The organism is Halobellus salinus (assembly GCF_014646875.1).
GTDB lineage: Archaea > Halobacteriota > Halobacteria > Halobacteriales > Haloferacaceae > Haloquadratum > Haloquadratum salinum.
In genome coordinates this window covers 89,014-108,128 of sequence record NZ_BMOC01000011.1, presented here as the reverse complement: position 1 = coordinate 108,128, position 19,115 = coordinate 89,014, and the positions used below count along the sequence as shown (strand labels likewise).

The 19,115-nt window shown below is 67.1% G+C and carries 17 protein-coding genes and 1 tRNA gene; 3 read left to right on the top strand and 15 right to left on the bottom strand.

Annotation, left to right across the window (positions count from 1 at the left end; all coding sequences use genetic code 11):
* Positions 1 to 44: 44 nt before the first annotated feature.
* The 6 genes from IEX72_RS09860 to IEX72_RS09835 all read right to left on the bottom strand — a co-directional run bounded on the left by IEX72_RS09860 (position 45) and on the right by IEX72_RS09835 (position 4,197).
* Positions 45 to 117, bottom strand: a tRNA-Gln gene (locus IEX72_RS09860).
* A 154-nt stretch (positions 118 to 271) separates the two neighbouring features.
* Complete coding sequence (locus IEX72_RS09855) at positions 272 to 724, bottom strand: metal-dependent transcriptional regulator (protein WP_188787209.1); 453 nt, start codon at positions 722 to 724, stop codon at positions 272 to 274.
* A 31-nt stretch (positions 725 to 755) separates the two neighbouring features.
* A complete protein-coding gene (locus IEX72_RS09850; RefSeq protein ID WP_188787208.1) occupies positions 756 to 1,250 on the bottom strand; it encodes a ferritin-like domain-containing protein in 495 nt (164 codons plus the stop codon).
* Between the two features lie 93 nt (positions 1,251 to 1,343).
* Positions 1,344 to 1,787, bottom strand: a complete 444-nt coding sequence (locus IEX72_RS09845) for an acyl-CoA thioesterase (protein WP_188787207.1) — start codon at positions 1,785 to 1,787, stop codon at positions 1,344 to 1,346.
* A 57-nt stretch (positions 1,788 to 1,844) separates the two neighbouring features.
* Positions 1,845 to 2,981, bottom strand: a complete 1,137-nt coding sequence (locus tag IEX72_RS09840; RefSeq protein WP_188787206.1) for a cobalamin-independent methionine synthase II family protein — start codon at positions 2,979 to 2,981, stop codon at positions 1,845 to 1,847.
* Positions 2,982 to 3,225: 244 nt separating this feature from the next.
* Positions 3,226 to 4,197 carry a phosphoadenosine phosphosulfate reductase family protein gene (locus tag IEX72_RS09835; RefSeq protein ID WP_188787205.1) on the bottom strand — a complete coding sequence of 324 codons (972 nt, stop codon included), beginning with the start codon at positions 4,195 to 4,197 and terminating at the stop codon, positions 3,226 to 3,228.
* 219 nt (positions 4,198 to 4,416) lie between these two features.
* Here IEX72_RS09835 and IEX72_RS09830 point away from each other — a divergent pair, with 219 nt between their 5' ends.
* Positions 4,417 to 5,427, top strand: a complete 1,011-nt coding sequence (locus IEX72_RS09830) for a 2-hydroxyacid dehydrogenase (RefSeq protein ID WP_188787204.1) — start codon at positions 4,417 to 4,419, stop codon at positions 5,425 to 5,427.
* 6 nt (positions 5,428 to 5,433) lie between these two features.
* Here IEX72_RS09830 and IEX72_RS09825 read toward each other — a convergent pair whose 3' ends face one another.
* On the bottom strand, positions 5,434 to 6,720 hold the full coding sequence (locus IEX72_RS09825) for a DUF4147 domain-containing protein (protein ID WP_188787217.1): 1,287 nt from the start codon (positions 6,718 to 6,720) through the stop codon (positions 5,434 to 5,436).
* A 282-nt stretch (positions 6,721 to 7,002) separates the two neighbouring features.
* Here IEX72_RS09825 and IEX72_RS09820 point away from each other — a divergent pair, with 282 nt between their 5' ends.
* Positions 7,003 to 7,650 (top strand): type I 3-dehydroquinate dehydratase, encoded by a 648-nt coding sequence (locus IEX72_RS09820; RefSeq protein ID WP_229663814.1) that lies wholly within the window; start codon positions 7,003 to 7,005, stop codon positions 7,648 to 7,650.
* Positions 7,651 to 7,775: 125 nt separating this feature from the next.
* Here IEX72_RS09820 and IEX72_RS09815 read toward each other — a convergent pair whose 3' ends face one another.
* The 6 genes from IEX72_RS09815 to IEX72_RS09790 form a co-directional block, all read right to left on the bottom strand.
* Positions 7,776 to 8,342, bottom strand: coding sequence for a DUF7110 family protein (locus IEX72_RS09815; RefSeq protein ID WP_188787202.1), 567 nt, complete (start codon positions 8,340 to 8,342; stop codon positions 7,776 to 7,778).
* A gap of 310 nt (positions 8,343 to 8,652) precedes the next feature.
* Complete coding sequence (locus IEX72_RS09810; RefSeq protein ID WP_188787201.1) at positions 8,653 to 8,994, bottom strand: glutaredoxin family protein; 342 nt, start codon at positions 8,992 to 8,994, stop codon at positions 8,653 to 8,655.
* Between the two features lie 91 nt (positions 8,995 to 9,085).
* Positions 9,086 to 9,736: a transcriptional regulator GfcR gene (gene gfcR, locus IEX72_RS09805; RefSeq protein WP_188787200.1), complete on the bottom strand. Its 651-nt coding sequence runs from the start codon at positions 9,734 to 9,736 to the stop codon at positions 9,086 to 9,088.
* Entirely contained in the window at positions 9,720 to 10,802 is a 1,083-nt protein-coding gene (locus IEX72_RS09800; RefSeq protein WP_188787199.1) for a glucose 1-dehydrogenase, read from the bottom strand. The genes gfcR and IEX72_RS09800 overlap by 17 nt, the downstream gene beginning before the upstream one ends.
* Before the next feature lie 61 nt (positions 10,803 to 10,863).
* A complete protein-coding gene (purB, locus tag IEX72_RS09795; RefSeq protein ID WP_188787198.1) occupies positions 10,864 to 12,258 on the bottom strand; it encodes an adenylosuccinate lyase in 1,395 nt (464 codons plus the stop codon).
* A gap of 50 nt (positions 12,259 to 12,308) precedes the next feature.
* The gene (locus IEX72_RS09790) at positions 12,309 to 14,039 is read right to left on the bottom strand and encodes a globin-coupled sensor protein (RefSeq protein ID WP_188787197.1); all 1,731 of its coding nucleotides are present in this window, start codon (positions 14,037 to 14,039) and stop codon (positions 12,309 to 12,311) included.
* Positions 14,040 to 14,181: 142 nt separating this feature from the next.
* Here IEX72_RS09790 and purN point away from each other — a divergent pair, with 142 nt between their 5' ends.
* Complete coding sequence (gene purN, locus IEX72_RS09785; RefSeq protein ID WP_188787196.1) at positions 14,182 to 15,789, top strand: phosphoribosylglycinamide formyltransferase; 1,608 nt, start codon at positions 14,182 to 14,184, stop codon at positions 15,787 to 15,789.
* A 298-nt stretch (positions 15,790 to 16,087) separates the two neighbouring features.
* Here the strand turns inward: purN and IEX72_RS09780 are convergent, their stop codons facing one another.
* Entirely contained in the window at positions 16,088 to 17,824 is a 1,737-nt protein-coding gene (locus IEX72_RS09780; RefSeq protein ID WP_188787195.1) for a restriction endonuclease, read from the bottom strand.
* A gap of 290 nt (positions 17,825 to 18,114) precedes the next feature.
* Positions 18,115 to 19,098: a transcription initiation factor IIB gene (locus tag IEX72_RS09775; protein WP_188787194.1), complete on the bottom strand. Its 984-nt coding sequence runs from the start codon at positions 19,096 to 19,098 to the stop codon at positions 18,115 to 18,117.
* Positions 19,099 to 19,115 lie beyond the last annotated feature (17 nt).

Below are 19,115 nucleotides of genomic sequence, written 5' to 3'. Positions count from 1 at the left end.
GAATCCACAGTCTGACGAGCAGTCCTCGCTTCGCTCGGACAGCATAGTCCCGGGCGGATTCGAACCGCCGTCGTAGGCTCCAAAGGCCCACATGATTGGCCACTACACCACGGGACTTCATTTGAGACTCACACCGGGATCTTTGAAAACCCATCGGGTCGCCGCGCCGTCGGCGGCGACACGCCACACCAGTACGGTCCCCGACTCCAATAGCGGGTTTCACCCCACCGTGTAACCCCGTGGGCTTCGCCTCGAACCCCCGATACCCCTGTCAGTCCGCCCGTTGTTCCCCGGCTTCGACGTGCTCGGCAACGACCTCGAGGTGGCAACACGCGTCAGCCTCGGGGTCGAAACAGTCCGGGCAGTTGGGGTTCCGGTCGATGATCGTGTCCAACCGCTCGGCCACAAGGTCGTCGATGACGGGTTCGAGTTCGCGGGCCTCAGAGCGGAACTCGTCGACCGAGAGAACGTTCGCGAGGAAGCGCTCGATGATGCAGTACGTCTGGAGCGCATCGCGGGCGCTGACGATCCCCTCATCGGTCAACGTGACGCCCTTGTATTTCTCGTGTTCCGCGAGCCCGCGGGACTCGAGTTTTCCGATCATCTCGTTGGCGCTGGCGGGGCTCACGTCCAGCCGGTCGGCGAGCGCGCCCGTCGACGCCGGCCCGTCTTCCATCTGTTGGAGCAGATAGATCGCCTTGACATACTGGTCGGCCGTGTTCATCGTTTCCCCCCGTCGCGCGTTGTGGTGTGTCTCATTGCCGGGTGTTCATGAGCTTCGTGACCTCTTCGACGCCTTGCGCCTCCTCCTCGCGGATCTCCACGAGGAGATCAATGAGGCGGTCGCGGCTGATACTGAACGACGCTTCCGACGCCCGAAGCGCGCCGACGAGGTCGTCGTAGAACTTGTACGCGGTCTCCTCGTTACAGAGCTGGTCATAAAGGATGTCGTCGAAATCTTCCGGTTCCGTCGCGCCGTACTGGGCCTCGACGAGCGCCTCGATCTGCTCGAACGGCACGCTCTCGGCATCGAGTTGGTCGACAAGATCCTCCAGGCGCTCGCGGTGGTTCGCGGACTCATCGGCGGCGTCTTCGAGCAGCGACTCGATCGCCGGGTCGAGCCGCGGCTCGTCGTCGAGCGACTGGTAGTGGTGGTACGACCGGGCCTCAACCACCTCTTCCAGGACGATCCCGATCTGGAGGAGACGGGCGAGCTGGTGGTCGGAATCGACCCGATGGCTGACGCTCACGCCCGCACCACCCGGTTTGCGGACGATGCTCCGTTCATACCGTGTGGGTGGGTACTAACGGACTTAAGCGATTCCCTCCGTCCGGCCGGGGGCTCACTCCCGACCTTCGCCCGCCAACGCCGCCGCCCGGAGCGTCTCACACCGCTCGGACCCGACTTCGAGCTCCGGGACCGGCGTCGGATCGCCGCTTTCGTCGGTGGCGACGAACACGAAGTACGAGTCGGTGGTCTGCTCGCGCTCGCCGGTTCGCGGAGACTCGTGAAACGCCTGTAGCCGGACGCGGAGGCTGGTTCGGCCCGTTGCGTAGACGTAGCCCGTGATGACGCAGGTGTCGCCCTGCGGCACCGGACGCTTGAAATCCAGGTTGTTGACGTAGGCGGTCACACACGTCTCGCCGGCGTGCCGCATCGCACACAGCGCGCCGACCTCGTCCATCCAGTGCATGATGTTGCCGCCGTGGGCGCTGCCGTAGTTGTTGGTGTCATTGGGCTGGATCCGTTCGCGGTTTTCGATGAACGTCTCGCTGATTGTCGCCATACCCGGATACGCGGATCCGAACCCAAAACTCCCCGCACCGTCCGTCGCGACCCGCCCCTACGCCAGCCGCGCCGACGCCAACTCGGCGCCCTCGACGAGCGCCTCCAGTTTCTTCCACGCGATCTCGGGGTGGACCGCGTTCGCGCCTTCGACGACGGTCTCGAACCCGCAGTCCGCGCCCGCGACGATCCGGTCGGGGCCGCCCACGGCGTCGGCGAACCGCTCGAGTCGTTCGGCGACGACCTTGGGGTGTTCGACCACGTTTGTCTTCACGTCGATCACACCCGGGATCAGCCGCCACCCGTCGGGTAAGGGGTGCTCGGCGAACGTTCGGTGTTCGTGCTGATGCCGGGGGTTCGCGCCTTCCACGACCAGCCCACCCACGTCGGCCTCGTAGAACGCCGGGAGCACGTCCTCCAGGGCGACGTCACAGTGGTGCGGCCCCTCGTAGTTCCCCCAACAGCCGTGGAGCCGGATCCGTTCGTCAGGGATGTCCGAGAGCGCGCGGTTCAGCGCGTCGACGTGGGTTTCGACCCGCTCGCGGAACGCCGCGACCGAGTCGTCCTTGTACGTGAGCGTAAAGCCCGCGAGCAGGTCCGGCGCATCGATCTGGAGGATCGCACCCGTCTCCGCGATCGCCTCGTACTCGGGTTTGAGCGCGTCGGCGAGGTCGAAGAGGTACGCCTCCAGAGAACCGTGGTGTGCGGTCTCGGTGAACCGGAGGACCGCCCCCGGCGACGGCGCGGTGTGGAATCGCGCGGGGAACTCGACGCCCTCGGCGTCGGTTGCGTCGTCGAACCGCGCGAGGTCGCGACGGAGCGCGTCCCCGCCGACGTACTCGATCGGCCCCGTCGCGACCGGGCCGCCGATGTTCTCGGTGCCGCCCAGAAGTTCCCGGGCGTACTCGGGGTAGTCGTCCAGATCCGAGGGCCACGCCCGTTCGACGGTGCCCTCGCCGAACCCCGACAGTCGGTTTGTCACGTCGACGGAGTAGGCGATCCGGCTCTGTTCGCCGTCGTTCGCGATGTCGATACCGACCTCGGACTGTCGGCGCACCACCTCGCGGATCGACTCCGCGACCGCTTCTTCGAACGCCGATTCGTCGTGCCCCGCCGTGTCGATCAGGAGGTCGCGAAGCCGCGTCGACCGGGGCAGGCTCCCGACGTGGGTGGTCTGGATCGTGGGCGTCGTCATCGCTCGGGTCCTGGAGACGGGTTCACAAAGGGGTGGCGGACCGTGCCGGCTCGATCCCGCTGTCGAGGCGTCACTCACCCACGACCCTGGTCGTCGGCGTCCGCCCCGTCAGAGAGATCCGGTGGGGGATTCCGGGTCGCTCCCGGCCTCGACGCTCCTGGCTGAACGCGACCGGCAGAAGGTGATTTACACGCTGTCGAGGCGAATCCCACGGGGCTTGACCCCGAGGCGGTTCACTCCGTCCTCACATGTAGCCGAGGTCGCGGAGCCGCTCCATCAGGTCCTCCTTGTCCTGGGCGCGGCCCGCGCGCTCGGTCGTGTTCTCCATGTCTTGGAGCCACGCGGGCTCCTCGGTGGTCTTGTCGGTCGAGACCTCGCTGCCGAGCGACCGAAAGCCCGCGAAGTATTTCGGCGAGATGGGGATGTCGTCCATCGTGATGCCGTCGGGGAGGTCGTCGGCGCTCTGCGGGACGTACCCGTCCTCGGGGAAGCCCTCGACGGTGTCCGGCACCACGAAGTTCCAGAACGCCTCCCACACGGCGGCCTCCTCGAACTGGAGAATGGGCTGGATGCGGTCGTGGGGCGGGTAGATGTCGGGGTCGTGCCGCGGCGAGAAGAACGTCTCGTCGGCGCGAGCCTCCTGTTCGTCCCATCGGACGCCGGAGATCACGCCGTCGATGTCGTGGGACTCGAGCGTGTCGTTCAGCGCGACCGTCTTCAGCAGGTGGTTGCCCACGTAGGTGTCGAGCAGGAACGGGAAAGAATCGTCTTCGTACTCCAGCAGGTCGCGGATGTGGTGTTGATTGTGCTCCGAGAGCGCCGAAACCGGGATGTCGTCGCCGGGGTCGAGACCGTGGTCGTCGACGTAGGCGCCGACGTCCTCGTTGCGGGCGTAGACAACGTCTAAGTCCCACGCCTCGGCCCACCGATCAACGAAGTCGTGGATCTCGTCAAAATGCTGGTAGTGGTCGATAAACACCGCGGTCGGAACGTCGAGGTCGAACCGTTCTGCAACCTCCTTGATGAAGTACAGCGTGAGCGTGGAGTCCTTGCCGCCGGTCCACATTACTGCGGGGGTGTGGTACTGTTCGAGGCCGCGCTTCGTGACTTCGATCGCCTTCTCGATCTTGTTCTCGACCGCGGGGTAGTCCCCCGGCGCCTCGCCCTCGCCGTCGGTGTAGTCGACCTCGAGGTAGTCGGGGAAGTCGTCTGTCATAGCGTAATTACATCTAATTAGACGTAATAAATGTCTTGTGACTCGGGTTGGTGCTGTCTATCGCAGCGTTTGCGAGTCTGTACTCATTTGGTCACACGCGGTCGCACGATCTGCTGAGCAACCCGTTCCGAACGCTACTATACTACCCTCGGGTTGGCGACCCCGATTGTCGCCGGTCCGTTCGAAGACGTTTAGAAGCCCGCCGGCGATACGGAACTGATGCCCGAAACGCCGACAGTCTACGTTACCCGTCAGATTCCGGCGGTTGGACTCGATCGACTCCGGGAGCGATACGAGGTCGTGGTCTGGGACGGGAAACTCCCGCCCGCCACCGAGCACATCGAAGCACAACTGGCGTCGCTGGACGCTGATGGCCTGGTCTGTCTCCTCTCGGACGATATCGACGCCGACGTGCTTGATGCGTCCCCGAACCTTTCGGTCGTTAGCACCTTTTCGGTGGGGTACGACCATCTTAACCTCGCCGCCGCGGCCGAGCGCGACATCGCCGTCGGCCACACGCCCGGGGTCCTGACCGAGACGACCGCGGACCTCGCGTGGGCGCTGCTTCTGACCTGTGCCCGCCGCACCGTCGAGGGGCACGCGTACGTCGACGCCGACGAGTGGGAGACGTGGGGACCGCGACTCCTGACCGGGGCGGACGTCCACGACGCGACGCTCGGGATCGTCGGTCTCGGGAAAATCGGGACCGCGGTCGCGCGGCGCGGTGCCGGGTTCGGAGTGGACGTGCTGTACACCGGACCGACCCGCAAACCCGATCGGGAGGCCGAACTCGCCGAGGTCGGGGTCGACGCCACCTTCGTCGGCCGCGACGAACTCCTCGCGGAGAGCGACTTCGTCTCGCTGCACGTCCCGCTGACCGCGGAGACGGCGGGGTTCCTCGGCGAAGCGGAGTTCCGGCGGATGCCGGAGGACGCGATCCTGATCAACACCAGCCGCGGTGGGGTCGTCGACACCGACGCCCTGGACACCGCGTTAGCGCGCGGGTGGATCGGTCGTGCAGGGCTCGACGTCACCGACCCCGAGCCGCTCCCCGGCGACCACCCCATCCTTCGGCACGCCCCCGAGCGCCTTGTGGTCACGCCACACATCGGGAGCGCCAGCGTCGGGACGCGAGATCGTATGGCCGAGATGACGGCGGCGAACGTTGAGGCGGGGATCGAGGGTGACGACCTCCCGACCTCCGCGCTCGGCGACGCCGGGACCGAATGAGGTTGGTCACTCCGGCACCAAGAGCACCCGGAGGTCGCTGACGTTGGTGCCGGTCGCGCCGGTCCGGACCACGGCGTCGCGTTCGTCGAGGTAGCCATGGACATCGTGTGCCGCAAGCGCCGCCCGGGCGCGCCGTGCGTCGTCGACCGTGTCGGGGTCGACAATCGCGCCGGCGGCGTCGGTCGAGCCGTCGAGCCCATCGGTGTCGACGGCACAGCAGACCGTCCGCGCCGGAAGGTCGACCCCGGCGCGTAGCGCGAACTCCTGGTTCGGGCCGCCGGTTCCGTCCCCGTCCCCGACTGCGACGGTTGTCTCCCCGCCCGAGAGGATCGCAGCCGGCGGTTCCACGGGGTCACCGCGCCGTTGAATCTCCTCGGCGACCGCGACGTGGGTCACCGCGGCGGCCTGGGACTCCCCCCGGATCGACGACGACAGCACGAGCGGCTCGAACCCCGCCGCCGCGCAGACCTCCCGGGCGGCCGCGGTCGCGGTAGCGTTGTCCGCGAGTATGTGGATCGATACGTCGTCGAAGGCGGAGTCGCCGGGGCCGGGGGTCTCGCCGACCTCGCCGGCCGCCCCTCGCTGGAGGTGTCGGGTCACCGATTCGGGTGCGTCGACGCCGTACGCCGAGAGGACCGCCAGGGCGTCGTCGTAGCTCGTCGGATCCGGGGACAGCGGGCCGCTCCCGATCACCGACGGGTCGTCGGAGGTCACGTCACTGAAGACAACGCCGACCGTCGTCGCCGGCGCGAGTTCACAAGCGAGGCGACCACCTTTCACCGCCGAGACGTGCTTTCGGACGGCGTTGATCCGGTCGATCGGTGCGCCCGACCGGACCAAAGCGTCGGTGAGTCCTCCGAGGTCAGCGAGTGACACCTCCTCGACGGGCGCGGCCAGCAGCGCGCTGCCCCCGCCGGTCACCGCGACCACCGCGAGGGTGTCGCTGCCGGCCGCCCGGGCGGCTTCGAGCAGCCGGCGCGCGCCGTCCCGGTTGGCCGCACTCGGCACGGGGTGGGTGCCTTCGACGACATCCACCGGTCCGGCGGGTACGGGATCGTCGGTCACGACGACACCGCCGGAGAGGGTCGGACCCAGCACCGACGCGAGGTGGCTCGCGATCCGGCCCGCGGCGTTGCCGCCGCCGAGGACGAACACGTCGTTGTAGCCCGAGAGGTCGAACGCCGAGTCGCCGATCGTGAGCATCCCGTCCGTGACACTGATGCTGTCCCGGAGCACGTTTTCGGGGCTGGCGGCGTCGATCCCCGCCTCGACCGCATCGAGTGCGACCGTCATCCGGTCGGTGGTCCGTATCCGTTCCCGATCGATCACAGCCGTGTATTCCTCCGGTGTCGTATTAAACCGTCAGCTCCCGGTGACACCGTTCACACTCACCTCCCCCGCTGACGGGCGACGGGCGCTGCGATCGGTGGCCGCTTCGGCCCCACAAGCAAATTTATGTGCAACTGGGTGATACCGAGTGGCATGACCCTCGACGGCTTCGCCCTCGCCGCCACGACGAACGACCTCACCCGGGAGCCGGACGCCCGTGGGGCGGCGGATCTCGTCGAATTCCGGATGGACAAGGCGACGGACCCGATCGCACAGCTCGAGGCCTACAACGGCGAGCTTCCGGTCGTCGCCACCAACCGGAACCGGTGGTTTGGCGGCAAGGCCCGCGACACCGGTCGGCTGGACATCCTCTTCGCCGCCTCCCGGTTCGACGCCGTCGAGTACGTCGACCTCGAACTCGAGACCGTCCGGGCCAAGGAGTGGCTCGTGGGGGAGTTCCGCGGGAACGACGTGGACCTCATCGTCTCGCACCACGATTTCGACGCGACGCCGGAACGGGAGGTCTTGACCGCGATACTCGAGCAGTGCGACAGCTACGGCGACGTCGCAAAGGTCGCGACCCACCCCGAAGACCTCTCGGACGCCCTCACGCTCCTGCGTGCGCTCCACGAGGCCACCCAGGCCGGGATCGACGCCGCGGGGATCGCAATGGGCGAGGTCGGGAGCCACACCCGCGTGATCGGCCACGTCTACGGCTCGAAGCTGGGGTACGCGCCGCTGCAAGACGACGACAGCGAATACGCGCCGGGGCAGCTTCCGCTCCGGACGCTCGCGACGCTGGTCGAAGCCACCCGCACCGACGGTGGCCCCCCCGACATTGAGTCGCTGGCCGACGACGCGTCGGTCGCTTCGGAGCTCTCGCTTCCGAACTGAACCGGCGGCTGTCTCGAACGCCCCAGCGGCGGCGCGTCCCCACGTACACTCGAGCGTCGCGGACGGAACGGGGATCAAGATACTGTCAGCGAGCAGAACGCGACCGACCCGCTACCGACTGTGGTTCAGTCCGAGATGAACTTGTTGTCCCGCCAGTTCACGCCGTTAGAGCCGCTTTCGCTCTGTGCGGGGTTCTCGACGACCTCGATGCTCGCGGGGCGCTCTTCTCCTTCCACGATCCGGTGGGCTCCGAGTTCGTCGTCGACCTCGGTGATCGCGGTGAGCGTCCCCTTCTCAGCGCGCAACGCGATCTCCCGGAGCACCAGAAACATCGGGTACTGGAGCGCGGTGTTCTGCAACACGGTCTCGCGGTCGCCTTTGAAACACGCGAACTCCACGAGTTCCGAGGGGATCTCCTCTTCTTCTTCTTCCCACCGCGGCGCTCCGGCCCGTGGGGGTTCCTCCTCGTAGACACGGTTTTCGGTAATACTGGCCTTCAGCTGGGCAGTCGGGGTGTACTTGCTGAGGTTGTCCTCCGCGGCGACGGCCTTGAGAATGAGCGTGTTGTTGCGGCGGGTCACCTCCACGTCGTCGACCTCGGGGGGCAGCTCCGGGGCACCGTTCAGGTACTCTTCGACATCTTCCAGGGGCAGTTCCAGTGTCGAGTGTAGTCGGTATACGCGGCCTGACATAGTTGTGTGGGGTGGTACCCGTACGAATTGGACGCGACGTGACGTCGGTACCTATGTGGGAATAGGGTCCCCGGACTTATGGATGTTGCGAGGCTAAAACATTGCCCTCCAGGGCGAGGAGGATGCCACATGACTTCCCCTCTACGATCGATGTGTGTGGCCCTTCGCCGCCCAGCGGTCGCTGCGGCCGTCGCTCTCGCGTGGGTGCCGGCGGATGACCGTCAGTGGTCCCGAGGACCGGGGTACTCCCGGACTCCCGGACTCCCGGACTCCCGGACTCCCGGACTCTTTGCCGGCCGCGACGTGGCCGTTAAGCGTTTAGGGTCTCTTCGAGTTCGCCGCGCTCGTCGAGCTCCGCCAGGATGTCGCTGCCGCCGACGAACTCCCCGTCAACGAACGTCTGCGGGATGGTCTCCCACCCACTGTGTTCTTCGAGTGCCGCCCGGTACTCCCCGAGAGCCGGCAGGGCGTCAACGGTCTCGAACTCTTCGACGTACTGGGAGATGAGGTTCACCGCGCGCTGGGAGTAGCCACACTGTGGCATCAGCCGGTTGCCCTTCATGAACAGCACGACGTCGTTCGATTCGATGGCGTCGTCGACAGCTGTCTGTACCTCATCCGCACTCAGGTCCGCCTCGGGCTGAAACGTCATACCACGCCATAGAACGCCGGCAGTAAAATGGGTTGTGTCCCTGAGCGTCACGATGGGGCCGCGGCCTGGGGTGTCGCCCGCCGCTCGCGACTCACTTGTCGCCGACGCGGACGACGTCGATCAGCGAGTACACCGGGACGTCCTCAATGGCTTCGATGCCCTGTTTGTCGACGACGACAACGCACGCAACCGGGTGGCCGCCCTCATCACGGATCGCGTCGATGGTCTCCCGCATCGTGGTTCCCGAGGTCACAATGTCGTCGACCACGTAGCACTCCCGGCCACGAATCCCCGCGAAGTTCCGGGAGAACGACCCCCCGAGGTCGTCGATATCGCCGTCATCCCACTGGTGTTTTGCGGGGGCGTACGACCCCAGGTCGGTGTCGAGTTCCTGAGAGACCACCGTCGCCAGCGGCGCGCCCGCCTTCTCGATCCCGATCGTCAGGTCGACCGCCTCGCCCTGCTTCGACAGCAGGTCCGCCATCGCCCGACCCACCTGCGTGAGCCGTCGGGAGTCGCGCCCGACCGCGCTCCAGTCGACGTGGATGTCGTGCGGGCCGCTCTCGGCGCCGGTCGGCTCCGCAGGCGTGGGGGCCACCGTGGCCTCCCCCGACCCGCCGCGTTCGACCAGCCAACTCGCCGTCTCCCGAGAGACGTTCAGTTCGTCCGCGATCTCGCCTTTCGACAGCCCCCGCTCGGCGAGCTCGGCGGCACTCGCGATCAGGTCATCGACGTTCTTCATACTCGCTGAATTGCACGGCGGTTTTTATAGTGGTATCGTCGTCGTCGAACGCCGCTGCGAGGTCGTCGAGGCCACAGATTCCGGTCACAAGCCGGTCGAAGAACCACCCCGGAAACGCCGACAACGCCTCCGCGGACGCCTCGAAGTGCCGCGCCCGGGAATTAACACTGCCGACGAGCGCTTTGTTGTGTAACACCATCTCCCGGTGGAGCCGCCCGCCGTCGACCTCGAACTCCCACGGCTCCGGGACGCCCAGCAGTGCGCCGACCCCGTTCGGCGCGAGCGCGTCGATCGCCTCGAAGGCGTGTTTCGCGTAGCCCGTCGCCTCGAACACCAAGTCGACCGGCTCGTGGGCGTCCGGAATCTCCGACACTGGCGTCTCCCGGGAGTCGACGTACGTCGCCCCCAACTCCTCGATGATATCGATCGTCGGGTCCGGCCGGTCACGACGCCCCACGCAGTAAAGCCGGTCGTACCCCTTGACGCGTTTCAGGTACGCGAGGGTGAGCAGCCCCAAGCTCCCGTTCCCAAGCACCGCCGCGGACTCGGGGTGCCAGGTGAACGACGACCGCGACGCGGTGGCGAGTTCGACCGCCTTCACCGCGATCGAGAGGGGCTCGACAAGAAAGCCGACGTCCGCGAGCGACGGCGGAACCTCGAGTAGGAACGCCGCATCGGTCACGAAGTATTCAGCCATGTATCCGTGAGCGCCCACGATCCCGCGTTCGAGATACTGCCCAGCGGGTGCCATGTCCGGTTCGCCGCGCTCGAAGTAGCCGTTCTCCTCCCCCGGCGGGGGCCGACGAACCGTCGGCACGACGACGTCCCCCGCGGAGAACCGTGTGCTGCCGCCGTCTTCGACCACGCCGACTGCCTCGTGGCCCAACACGAGGTACTCCTCGTGCGCGGGGAACTCGCCGTGAGTGCCGGCGATGACCTCGTGGTCGGTTCCGTCCACACCCACCCGGAGTGTCCGGACCAACACCTCGCCGGCAGCGGGGTCCGGTCGCTCCCGTTCGCGGATCGCCGGCCTGCCCCGCCCCTGTTCGACCGCGATGGCTTGCATACACCCGCATACCACCCGCACGAATAAAAGATTTATTTCGTTGCGAGTTAATTATCTGGCGTTACGAGCTGTCCAGTTCCGCAACGAGTTCGTCGCCCATCCCGACGTACTCGGCGGGTGACAGCGCCCGGAGTTCCGCGCGGACGTCGTCGTCGACCGCGAGGTCGTCGAAGAGTGCCCGGAAATCCGCAAGCGTCACGTCCTGCCCGCGCGTGAGTTGTTTGACCCGCTCGTAGGCGTCGGTGTCGCCCTCCCGACGAAGGATGGTCTGGACGGCCTCCCCGATGAGTTCCGGGTGGGCGTCAAGTTCCTCGCGCATCACGGCCTCGTTGGGCACGACCTTTCGGAGGCCCGCCCCGGTCTTGCCGTACCCGACGAGACAGTGAGCGAACGCCGCGCCGATGTTGCGTTTCACCGTCGAGTCCGAGAGGTCCCGCTGGAGTCGTGAGGTGGTGATGTAGTCCGCCAGGAACTCAAGATCGGAGTTGGCCTTCGAGAGGTTTCCCTCGGAGTTCTCGAAGTCGATGGGGTTCACTTTGTGCGGCATCGTTGACGACCCGGTCTCGCCCGCCGACGCCTCCTGACCGAGATACCGGTCGGAGACGTAGCGCCAGACGTCGCGATCCAGATCCAAGAGAACGTTGTTGGCGCCGCGGAACGCGTCGAACAGCGCGGCGAGGTCGTCGCAGGGATTCACCTGTGTCGACAGCGGTGTGTGACCGAGCCCCAGGTCGGTCACGAACGACCGCGAGAACGCCTGCCAGTCGATGTCGGGGTAGGCGGCGACGTGGGCGGCGTACGTGCCGGAAGCGCCGGCGAGTTTCCCGGCGAGACCGTCGGCGGCCCCGGCGATCCGACCCGTTGCGGTTCCGAGCCGCGCGGCGTAGACCGCCATCTCCTTGCCGAACGTTGTCGGCGTCGCGGGTTGGCCGTGCGTCCGGGCCAGCATCGGCGTGTCGCGGTACTCGTGGGCGAGATCGACGAGTTCGTCGCGGACACCGGCGAGTTCGGGCAGGAGGACCTCCTCGACCGCGGGGCCGACCAGCAACCGGTGGGCGAGGTTGTTCACGTCCTCGGAGGTCAACCCGAAGTGGATCCAGGGGTGGACCCCCGCCCGTGTCTCGGTCCGGAGGAAGTACTCCACCGCCTTCACGTCGTGGTTGGTGGCGGCGTAGCCGTCCGCCCCCTCGGTCTCGAGGCGCTTGATGAATCGGGCGTCGTCGGCGCCGAACCCCTCGACGACCGCCCGGAGGTCGCGGCGGTCGTCGTCGGAGAGCAACAGCGGCGTCGCGTCGAGATCCGCGAGCGCCACCAGATACTCGACTTCGACGCGGAGTCGCGCGCGCATCAGCGCCGCCTCGCTCACGTACGGGACCAGCGGTTCGGTGCGGCCCGCGTACCGTCCGTCGAGCGGCGAGACGGCCGCAAGCGGGTCCGAGCGCGGAATATCGTCCATACTCCTGGTGCCGGGGTCGGTTAAAAAAGCGTGTCGGTGGCGTAGCGCGGCTACACCACGTCGGGCGCGTCCACCTCGCCCCGGGCGATCGCCCGAAGCCGCTCGTCGGACAGCGACTCGATGACGAACTCCGGCATCCCGTCGGGGAGATCCGCCGGAATCGACACCTCGTTGCCGCCGCCGGGGTGAGCGACACCGCCGTCGGCCGCCGCCTCCTGCTCGGTCAGTCGCGCGACCGACCGCTCGACCTCGGTGACCATCGCGGACTGTTCCTCGTTTGCAGCCGCCAGCTCTTCGACCTCCGTGGCCACGCGGTCTGCCTGCTCGGACACCTCATCGACCGTTGCGGAGATCTCCTCGGCGGCGGCCGCCTGGTCGTCGGTGGCCTCGGACACCTCGCTGATCCCGTCTGCGGTCTCCTCTGTCGCGGCCGTGATGTCGGACAACTTCCCCATGCTCTCTTCGACGCCGCCGATGCCCTCGGTCACCTGCTCGGTCATGTCTTCGAGGCTCGCAACGGCCTCCTCGGCGTCAGCTTGTATCTCCGACACCATCTCCTCGATCTCGGCGGCTTCCGACTGTGACTCCTCAGCGAGTGATTTGATCTCGTCGGCGACCACGCTGAACCCATCGCCGGCCTTCCCTGCCCGCGCCGCTTCGATCGAGGCGTTCAGCGCCAGCAGGTTGGTCTGGTTCGCGATCCCGTTTATCGTCTCGACAAACTCGTCGATCTGCTCGATGCGCTGCCGGAGGTCGTCGACGTCCGCGCTCACCACGTCCACCTCCTCGTTGATCTCGTCCATCACGCCGACCGCCTCATCCGCTGTCTGCTGTCCCTCCTGTGCCAGGTCGGTGGCCCGTTCGCTGACCGACTCGACCTTTTCGGCCGTTGCGGCGACCTCCTCGACCGTCGCGGTGAGGTTCGAGACCTCCGAACTCACCTCGTCGACCCGTTCGGACTGTCGTGCTGCGGTGTCGGTGATCTCCGCCGCGCTGTCGGTCACCTCGTCGGACGTGTCGCGGAGTTCGGTGATCGGCTGCTCGACGTCTGATTGGACCTCTGACATCAACCGCTGGTTCCGCTGGATCTCCTCTTCGAGTCGCTCGCTGTAGGAGTGGATGTACGTGTCAGTGACAACCTGCATGTCGAGATTGATGATCCGGAGAATCGACAGGATGTCCTCGATGGCGTCGTCGACTTCCGCTCGCACCACCGTTTCGACGGCGTCGCGCGACGGGTCATCCCCGCCGTCGGCGCCGCGTCCGTCCGCGCCCGCGACTTCCGACTCGACCCTGTCGGTCAGCGACTCCACGAGCGCGTCGCCGACCAGCGGCAGGATGAGGTCGTAGTACACCCCGTACTGTCCGAGGTACTGTTTCATCGGCATGTCGAGCATGTCGTGAAGCTTCCCGATGCGGGCGCGCTCCCGGAAGTACTCCGTTCCGTAGGACCCTCTCACAAGCGTCGTCAGGTACGCCGACTGGGTCCGTTTGAGCGCGTCGAGCCCCTTTGGAGACCGACCGATCACCTCAACGGTCTCGTCGTGGCCGCTCAGATTTTCGTAGAAGTCGTCTGCAACCTGTTCTGCGTTCTCCGCGAACCGCTGTTCGTACGCACTGAGACGCTCGACGTCCTCCTCGTCGAATCCGATGAACTCCTTCCGCCACGCGATCTCGTCGCTGTCGAGTCCGATCTCGTCCACCAACGCGTCGAGGTCGAGTTGGTCGTTGAGTTTCCCCCGCCCGAAGTCGGCCGTTCCGTACTGATCGAGTTCCGCCATTGATTATACGCGACCGAACAGGGGCAAATACGCTTCGTCCCGATTATCACTGCAGATACTCGAACGCGAAATCCAGCCCGTATCCTCACGGCGCCCCGCCGCCATCACAACTGACTTACCACCCGCGCGAGGTGTCGGAGGTATGACCCGGATCGCCGGCCTGGCGAGCAACCGCGGGCGGAACCTGCTGCACATCGACGACGAGCGCCCCGGCGGCGCGGCGCTTGAGGTTCTCGTCTCGAACCACGCCGACGCACCAGTTCTGGATGCTGCTGCCGACCGCGGGATCCCCACGGAGGCTGTCGAACACCGTGACGGCGAGACCCGCGGGGACCACGACCGTCGCCTCGTCGACGCCCTCGCCGGGCACGACATCGACCTCGTCTGTCTCGACGGCTACATGCGGATCCTCACCCCGGAATTTCTGGATGCAGTCCCAACGACACTCAACGTTCACCCCTCGCTGCTCCCGGCGTTCCCCGGTGACGACGCCCACGAACAGGTGCTCGACGCCGGCGTCAGGGTGACCGGGTGCACCGTCCACGCCGTGACCGAACCCGTTGACGACGGCCCGATCGTCACCCAGGAGGCCGTTCCCGTCTACGACGACGACGACGCCGACGCGCTGAAACGGCGGGTCCTCCGCGATGCCGAGTTCGCGGCGTATCCCCGCGCGGTTCGGTGGTTCGCGGCAGGTCGGCTGCACGTCGACGCGGGTGTCGGCGCGGGAGACCCGTCGGTCACCGTCGAGGGTGACGAGGCGGGTGATTTCCCCGAGCGCCGCGCGGTGTCCGGCGACAGGGTGTCGACACTCCGGTACGGCGAGAACCCTCACCAGGCGGCAGCGGTCTACGCCGACGCCGGCGCCGGCGCCGACGCGACCGGGGTTGTCGACGCCCCGCAACTGAACACGGGCGCGAAGGCGCTGTCGTACAACAACTACAACGACGCCGACGCCGCTCTCGACGTGATCCGCGAGTTCGACGCCCCCGCGGCGGCGGTGATCAAACACACCAACCCGGCGGGGTGTGCGACCGCAGACACCCCGGCGGACGCCTACGCCGACGCCCTATCGACCGACGCGATGAGCGCGTTCGGCGGGATCGTCGCGCTCAACCGCGTCTGCGACGCCGACACCGCGGATCGGATCGCGGAGTCGTTCAAGGAAGTCGTCGTCGCACCCGGCTACACCGACGCCGCCGTCGACGTGCTGACCGACGAGGACGACCTGCGGGTGCTCGACGTGGGCGAGTTCGACGCCGACAGCCGGTCGGAGCGGCTGACCGAAACCTCGCTCGCGGGCGGCCGCCTGGTCCAGGAACGGGACCTGTGGGCACCGACCCGCGAGGATCTGGAGGTCGTGACCGAGACCGACCCGACCGACGCCCAGGTCGAGACGATGGTGTTCGCGTGGAAAGTGCTGAAGCATGTCAAATCCAACGGGATCGTCCTCGCCGACGGGACCGAGACCGTCGGCGTCGGCGCGGGGCAGGTCTCTCGGGTCGACGCCGTGGAGTTGGCTGCGATGAAGGCCGACGAACACGCCGAAGGAAAGGACGCCGCGGGTACCGTGATGGCGTCAGACGCGTTCTTCCCGTTCCCCGACGGGGTCGAGCGCGCCATCGACGCGGGGATCGGGGCGGTGATCCAGCCTGGCGGGTCGGTAAACGACGACGACGTGATCGCCGCCTGCGACGATCACGGGATCCCGATGGCGTTCACTGGCCGGCGGTGTTTTCGGCACGACTGAGCAACGCGAGGGAGTGCCGAAAATCAGTGAGACGAACGGAGTGAGTCTCACGCGATTTCAGACACGATTGAGCGAAGCGAAATGTGTCTGAGACACGCGGCAGAGACGCGAGGGAGTGCCGAAACTCAGTGAGATGAACGGAGTGAGTCTCACGCGATTTCAGACACGATTGAGCGAAGCGAAATGTGTCTGAGACACGCGGCAGAGACGCGAGGGAGTGCCGAAACTCAGTGAGACGCCCAGATGAACACCGCTAGGAGACGGGGTGTCAGCGTCGGCTACCGGCCACCGCCGCCAGCTACTCCGCGTCCCGGGAGGCGACCGCCGCGATCGCCCGGCGCTCGATCGCGAGCACGGCGAGGTAGAACGCGATGCTCCCCGCGACGGCGAGCGCGCCGAAGACCTCTGGATAGACCACCGCCCGGGTCTGCGGCAGCCCCGTGACGCGGGCGACCACGTACGCCGTCGCGGCGAGGGTGGCCGACCCGCCGCCGACGAGGAGCATCGACCGCCGGAGCACCCGGTTCCGGGCTCCGGTGATCGAGACGGTGACCGCCACGGCGGCTCCGAGCGCGAGCAGTACCACCACGTCAGAACCGACGGCGGTCCGTGGCGGGACGACACCAACCAGCTGTCCGCCCAGCACCACGTAGCCGAGTAGGATGCCGCCCGCGGCAGTGCCGACGATCCCACCCCGAACGACGCGAACGGCGGTATCAACGACGACGGCGCAGACGCCGCAGGCCACCGCCGCGGCGGCGACCCCCCCACTGGCACCGGGGACTCCGACTCCGTCGGCGGCGAGCACCGCCGCCACGACAACGCCTCCGGTCAGCCCGTAGACGGTCGTGGGCTCGAAAACGGGGGTGTACCGAACCGGGGCGTAGTCGACCGCCCAGGTCGGAGACGACCGTCGCCGACGGACGAGCGCGGTGTGTGCGACGAACCCGAGACACCCTCCGACGACAAGTCCCCACCCGATCGATTGCGGATATCCGACACCGGGACCGGGTTGCACCGCGACCGCGACGGCCGCGGGCACAGCGTACGCGACCCGGGCGGTTTCGACGAGCGACGACGAGTACAGCCCGGTCGCGAGCACGATCCCAACGAGGGCTGCTCCGGCGCTCGGGAGGTATGCGTGAGACGCGAGCGACGCGATCCCGCTGTCGACCCACACCCCGTTGGCGGCGGCGAGCAGCGCGACCAGTCCCACGACCGCGACCGCGACCGCGGCGGCCCGGTCTGTGACCGATCGACCGGCACGCACCGACGGCGACACGCCCGTGAGCGGCACGATCGACCGCACGGGGAGCCGCCACCCGACCACCGGCGCCTCCCGCCGGGCGAAGCCGCGTTCGACCATGGTGGTGCCTTCGGCTTCGAGCGCCGCCCCCAGCGTGCTGTCCGACGCCCCCTCGTCGTGGTCCTGCGTCGACCGTAACACCGGTTCGTACCCCCGGAGTCGCGTCCCCGCCCGTTGCAGCGTCGTCCGAGCGCTCCGAAGTCTCCGCCCGGTCGCCTGCAGCGCGGTGCCCAGCCTGACCTCCGCGGTGGCTCGCCTGCCCGTGACCGTCCGCCGGGCGCGCTCGCGGAGGCCTCGGGACTCCCGGTCGGCGAGCCGCGCCGCGATCGCGTTGTTGTCGATGTCGAGTTCGTCACGATACCGGTGACAGAACTCCACGCTCGCGTAGCGGTCGATCAGCCGGACCAGGTCGTGTCCGTCGACCAACCCGACGCCCAACTCCGCTGCGCGGTCCTCCGCCGGATTGGTGAACCTGCCGGTGGTGACGATGAGCCCCTCGTCGGCGCCCTCCTGGTATTTCATGGCGAAATACTGCTGGATGTCCGGGCCGCCGACGGTGGTCGACTCCTCGTACCGCTTCGCCTGGATGGCCTCGGTCGCCCCGCCCGGCCCGCGTTTGCGCGCCAGCACGTCGATACCGCCGTCGCCCGACTGTTGGCGCACGGTCGTGCGGTACCCCATCTCCGCCCAGAGGTCCGCGACGAACTCCTCGAAGCGGTAGTCGTCCATCGACCGTAACGTCTGGAGCGACGGTCTAAGGCCGTCGCCGTCGATACCGCGCTCGTGATCGGACGACCGACTGCGACGACGGGAGTGAGGCGACCAGTCCTGCATAGCGATTCGCGCGATCTACTCGTACCCAGAGATGTCGCTGGTATGAATCTGCTGTTTCGGGCAGAACGTGGCGCCGGGGGTTGCGCCGAAGTCGACGGCCGACTTCAGGAGCCGACGACGCCTTACGCACGACTTGGCTGTGTGTCCACCTCGGAATCGGCGGGCTATCGGTCCGGGGCGACCCCCTAACTGTGGATCCCCATCGCCTCGATCTGCTCTTGATACCGGTTTCGGATGGTGACCTCCGTGACTTGGGCGACGTCGGCGACCTCGCGTTGGGTCTTTTTTTGATTACACAGAAGCGACGCCGCGTAGATCGCCGCCGCCGCGAACCCCGTGGGGGACTTCCCGGAGAGCAGCCCCTTCTCGGCGGTCGTCTCGATGATCTCGTCGGCCTTCGATTGGACCTCCTTCGAGAGCTCCAGCTCCGAGCAGAAGCGCGGGACGTACTTTTTGGGGTCCACCGGCTTCATCTCCAGCCCCAACTCCTGGGAGATGTACCGATACGTCCGGCCGATCTCCTTCCGATCGACCCGAGACACCTCCGAAATCTCTTCCAAGGACCGCGGGATCCCCTCCTTCCGACACGCCGCGTACAGCGCGGAGGTGGCGACGCCCTCGATCGACCGGCCGCGGATGAGGTCCTCGTTGAGCGCGCGCCGGTAGATCACGGAGGCGACCTCCCGGACCGACCGGGGGACGCCCAGCGCCGACGCCATTCGGTCGATCTCCGAGAGCGCGAACTGGAGGTTGCGCTCGCCCGCGTCCTTCGTCCGGATCCGCTCTTGCCACTTCCGGAGCCGGTGCATCTGCGAGCGCTTCCGCGACGAGATCGACCGGCCGTAGGCGTCTTTGTCCTTCCAGTCGATCGTCGTCGTCAACCCCTTGTCGTGCATCGTCTGCGTCGTGGGCGCGCCCACGCGAGACTTCTCCTGCCGCTCGGAGTGGTTGAACGCCCGCCACTCCGGCCCGGGATCAATCCGCTCTTCTTCCACGACAATCCCCGTAGGCTCGTGGATGAGCTCCCCGTCAGCCGTCCGAACGAGGTCTTCCTCGTCCATGTCGTTGACGTCGATGTCGTCGGTTTCCTCCTCGGATTCCTCCTCGCGGTCGCCCTGCCATCGCGTCTTGTCGGCGTCCTGTTCCCGCTGGCGGGTGGGCCGTGTCATCGCATTTTTATATTCGA

Coding starts and splice junctions, on each gene's coding strand:
- IEX72_RS09855 (WP_188787209.1), bottom strand. CDS start 724: ATGAACACGGCCGACCAGTATGTCAAGGCGATCTATCTGCTCCAACAG.
- IEX72_RS09845 (WP_188787207.1), bottom strand. CDS start 1,787: ATGGCGACAATCAGCGAGACGTTCATCGAAAACCGCGAACGGATCCAG.
- IEX72_RS09840 (WP_188787206.1), bottom strand. CDS start 2,981: ATGACGACGCCCACGATCCAGACCACCCACGTCGGGAGCCTGCCCCGG.
- IEX72_RS09835 (WP_188787205.1), bottom strand. CDS start 4,197: ATGACAGACGACTTCCCCGACTACCTCGAGGTCGACTACACCGACGGC.
- IEX72_RS09830 (WP_188787204.1), top strand. CDS start 4,417: ATGCCCGAAACGCCGACAGTCTACGTTACCCGTCAGATTCCGGCGGTT.
- IEX72_RS09825 (WP_188787217.1), bottom strand. CDS start 6,720: ATGACGGTCGCACTCGATGCGGTCGAGGCGGGGATCGACGCCGCCAGC.
- IEX72_RS09820 (WP_229663814.1), top strand. CDS start 7,003: ATGGACAAGGCGACGGACCCGATCGCACAGCTCGAGGCCTACAACGGC.
- IEX72_RS09815 (WP_188787202.1), bottom strand. CDS start 8,342: ATGTCAGGCCGCGTATACCGACTACACTCGACACTGGAACTGCCCCTG.
- IEX72_RS09810 (WP_188787201.1), bottom strand. CDS start 8,994: ATGACGTTTCAGCCCGAGGCGGACCTGAGTGCGGATGAGGTACAGACA.
- gfcR (WP_188787200.1), bottom strand. CDS start 9,736: ATGAAGAACGTCGATGACCTGATCGCGAGTGCCGCCGAGCTCGCCGAG.
- IEX72_RS09800 (WP_188787199.1), bottom strand. CDS start 10,802: ATGCAAGCCATCGCGGTCGAACAGGGGCGGGGCAGGCCGGCGATCCGC.
- purB (WP_188787198.1), bottom strand. CDS start 12,258: ATGGACGATATTCCGCGCTCGGACCCGCTTGCGGCCGTCTCGCCGCTC.
- IEX72_RS09790 (WP_188787197.1), bottom strand. CDS start 14,039: ATGGCGGAACTCGATCAGTACGGAACGGCCGACTTCGGGCGGGGGAAA.
- purN (WP_188787196.1), top strand. CDS start 14,182: ATGACCCGGATCGCCGGCCTGGCGAGCAACCGCGGGCGGAACCTGCTG.
- IEX72_RS09780 (WP_188787195.1), bottom strand. CDS start 17,824: ATGGACGACTACCGCTTCGAGGAGTTCGTCGCGGACCTCTGGGCGGAG.
- IEX72_RS09775 (WP_188787194.1), bottom strand. CDS start 19,098: ATGACACGGCCCACCCGCCAGCGGGAACAGGACGCCGACAAGACGCGA.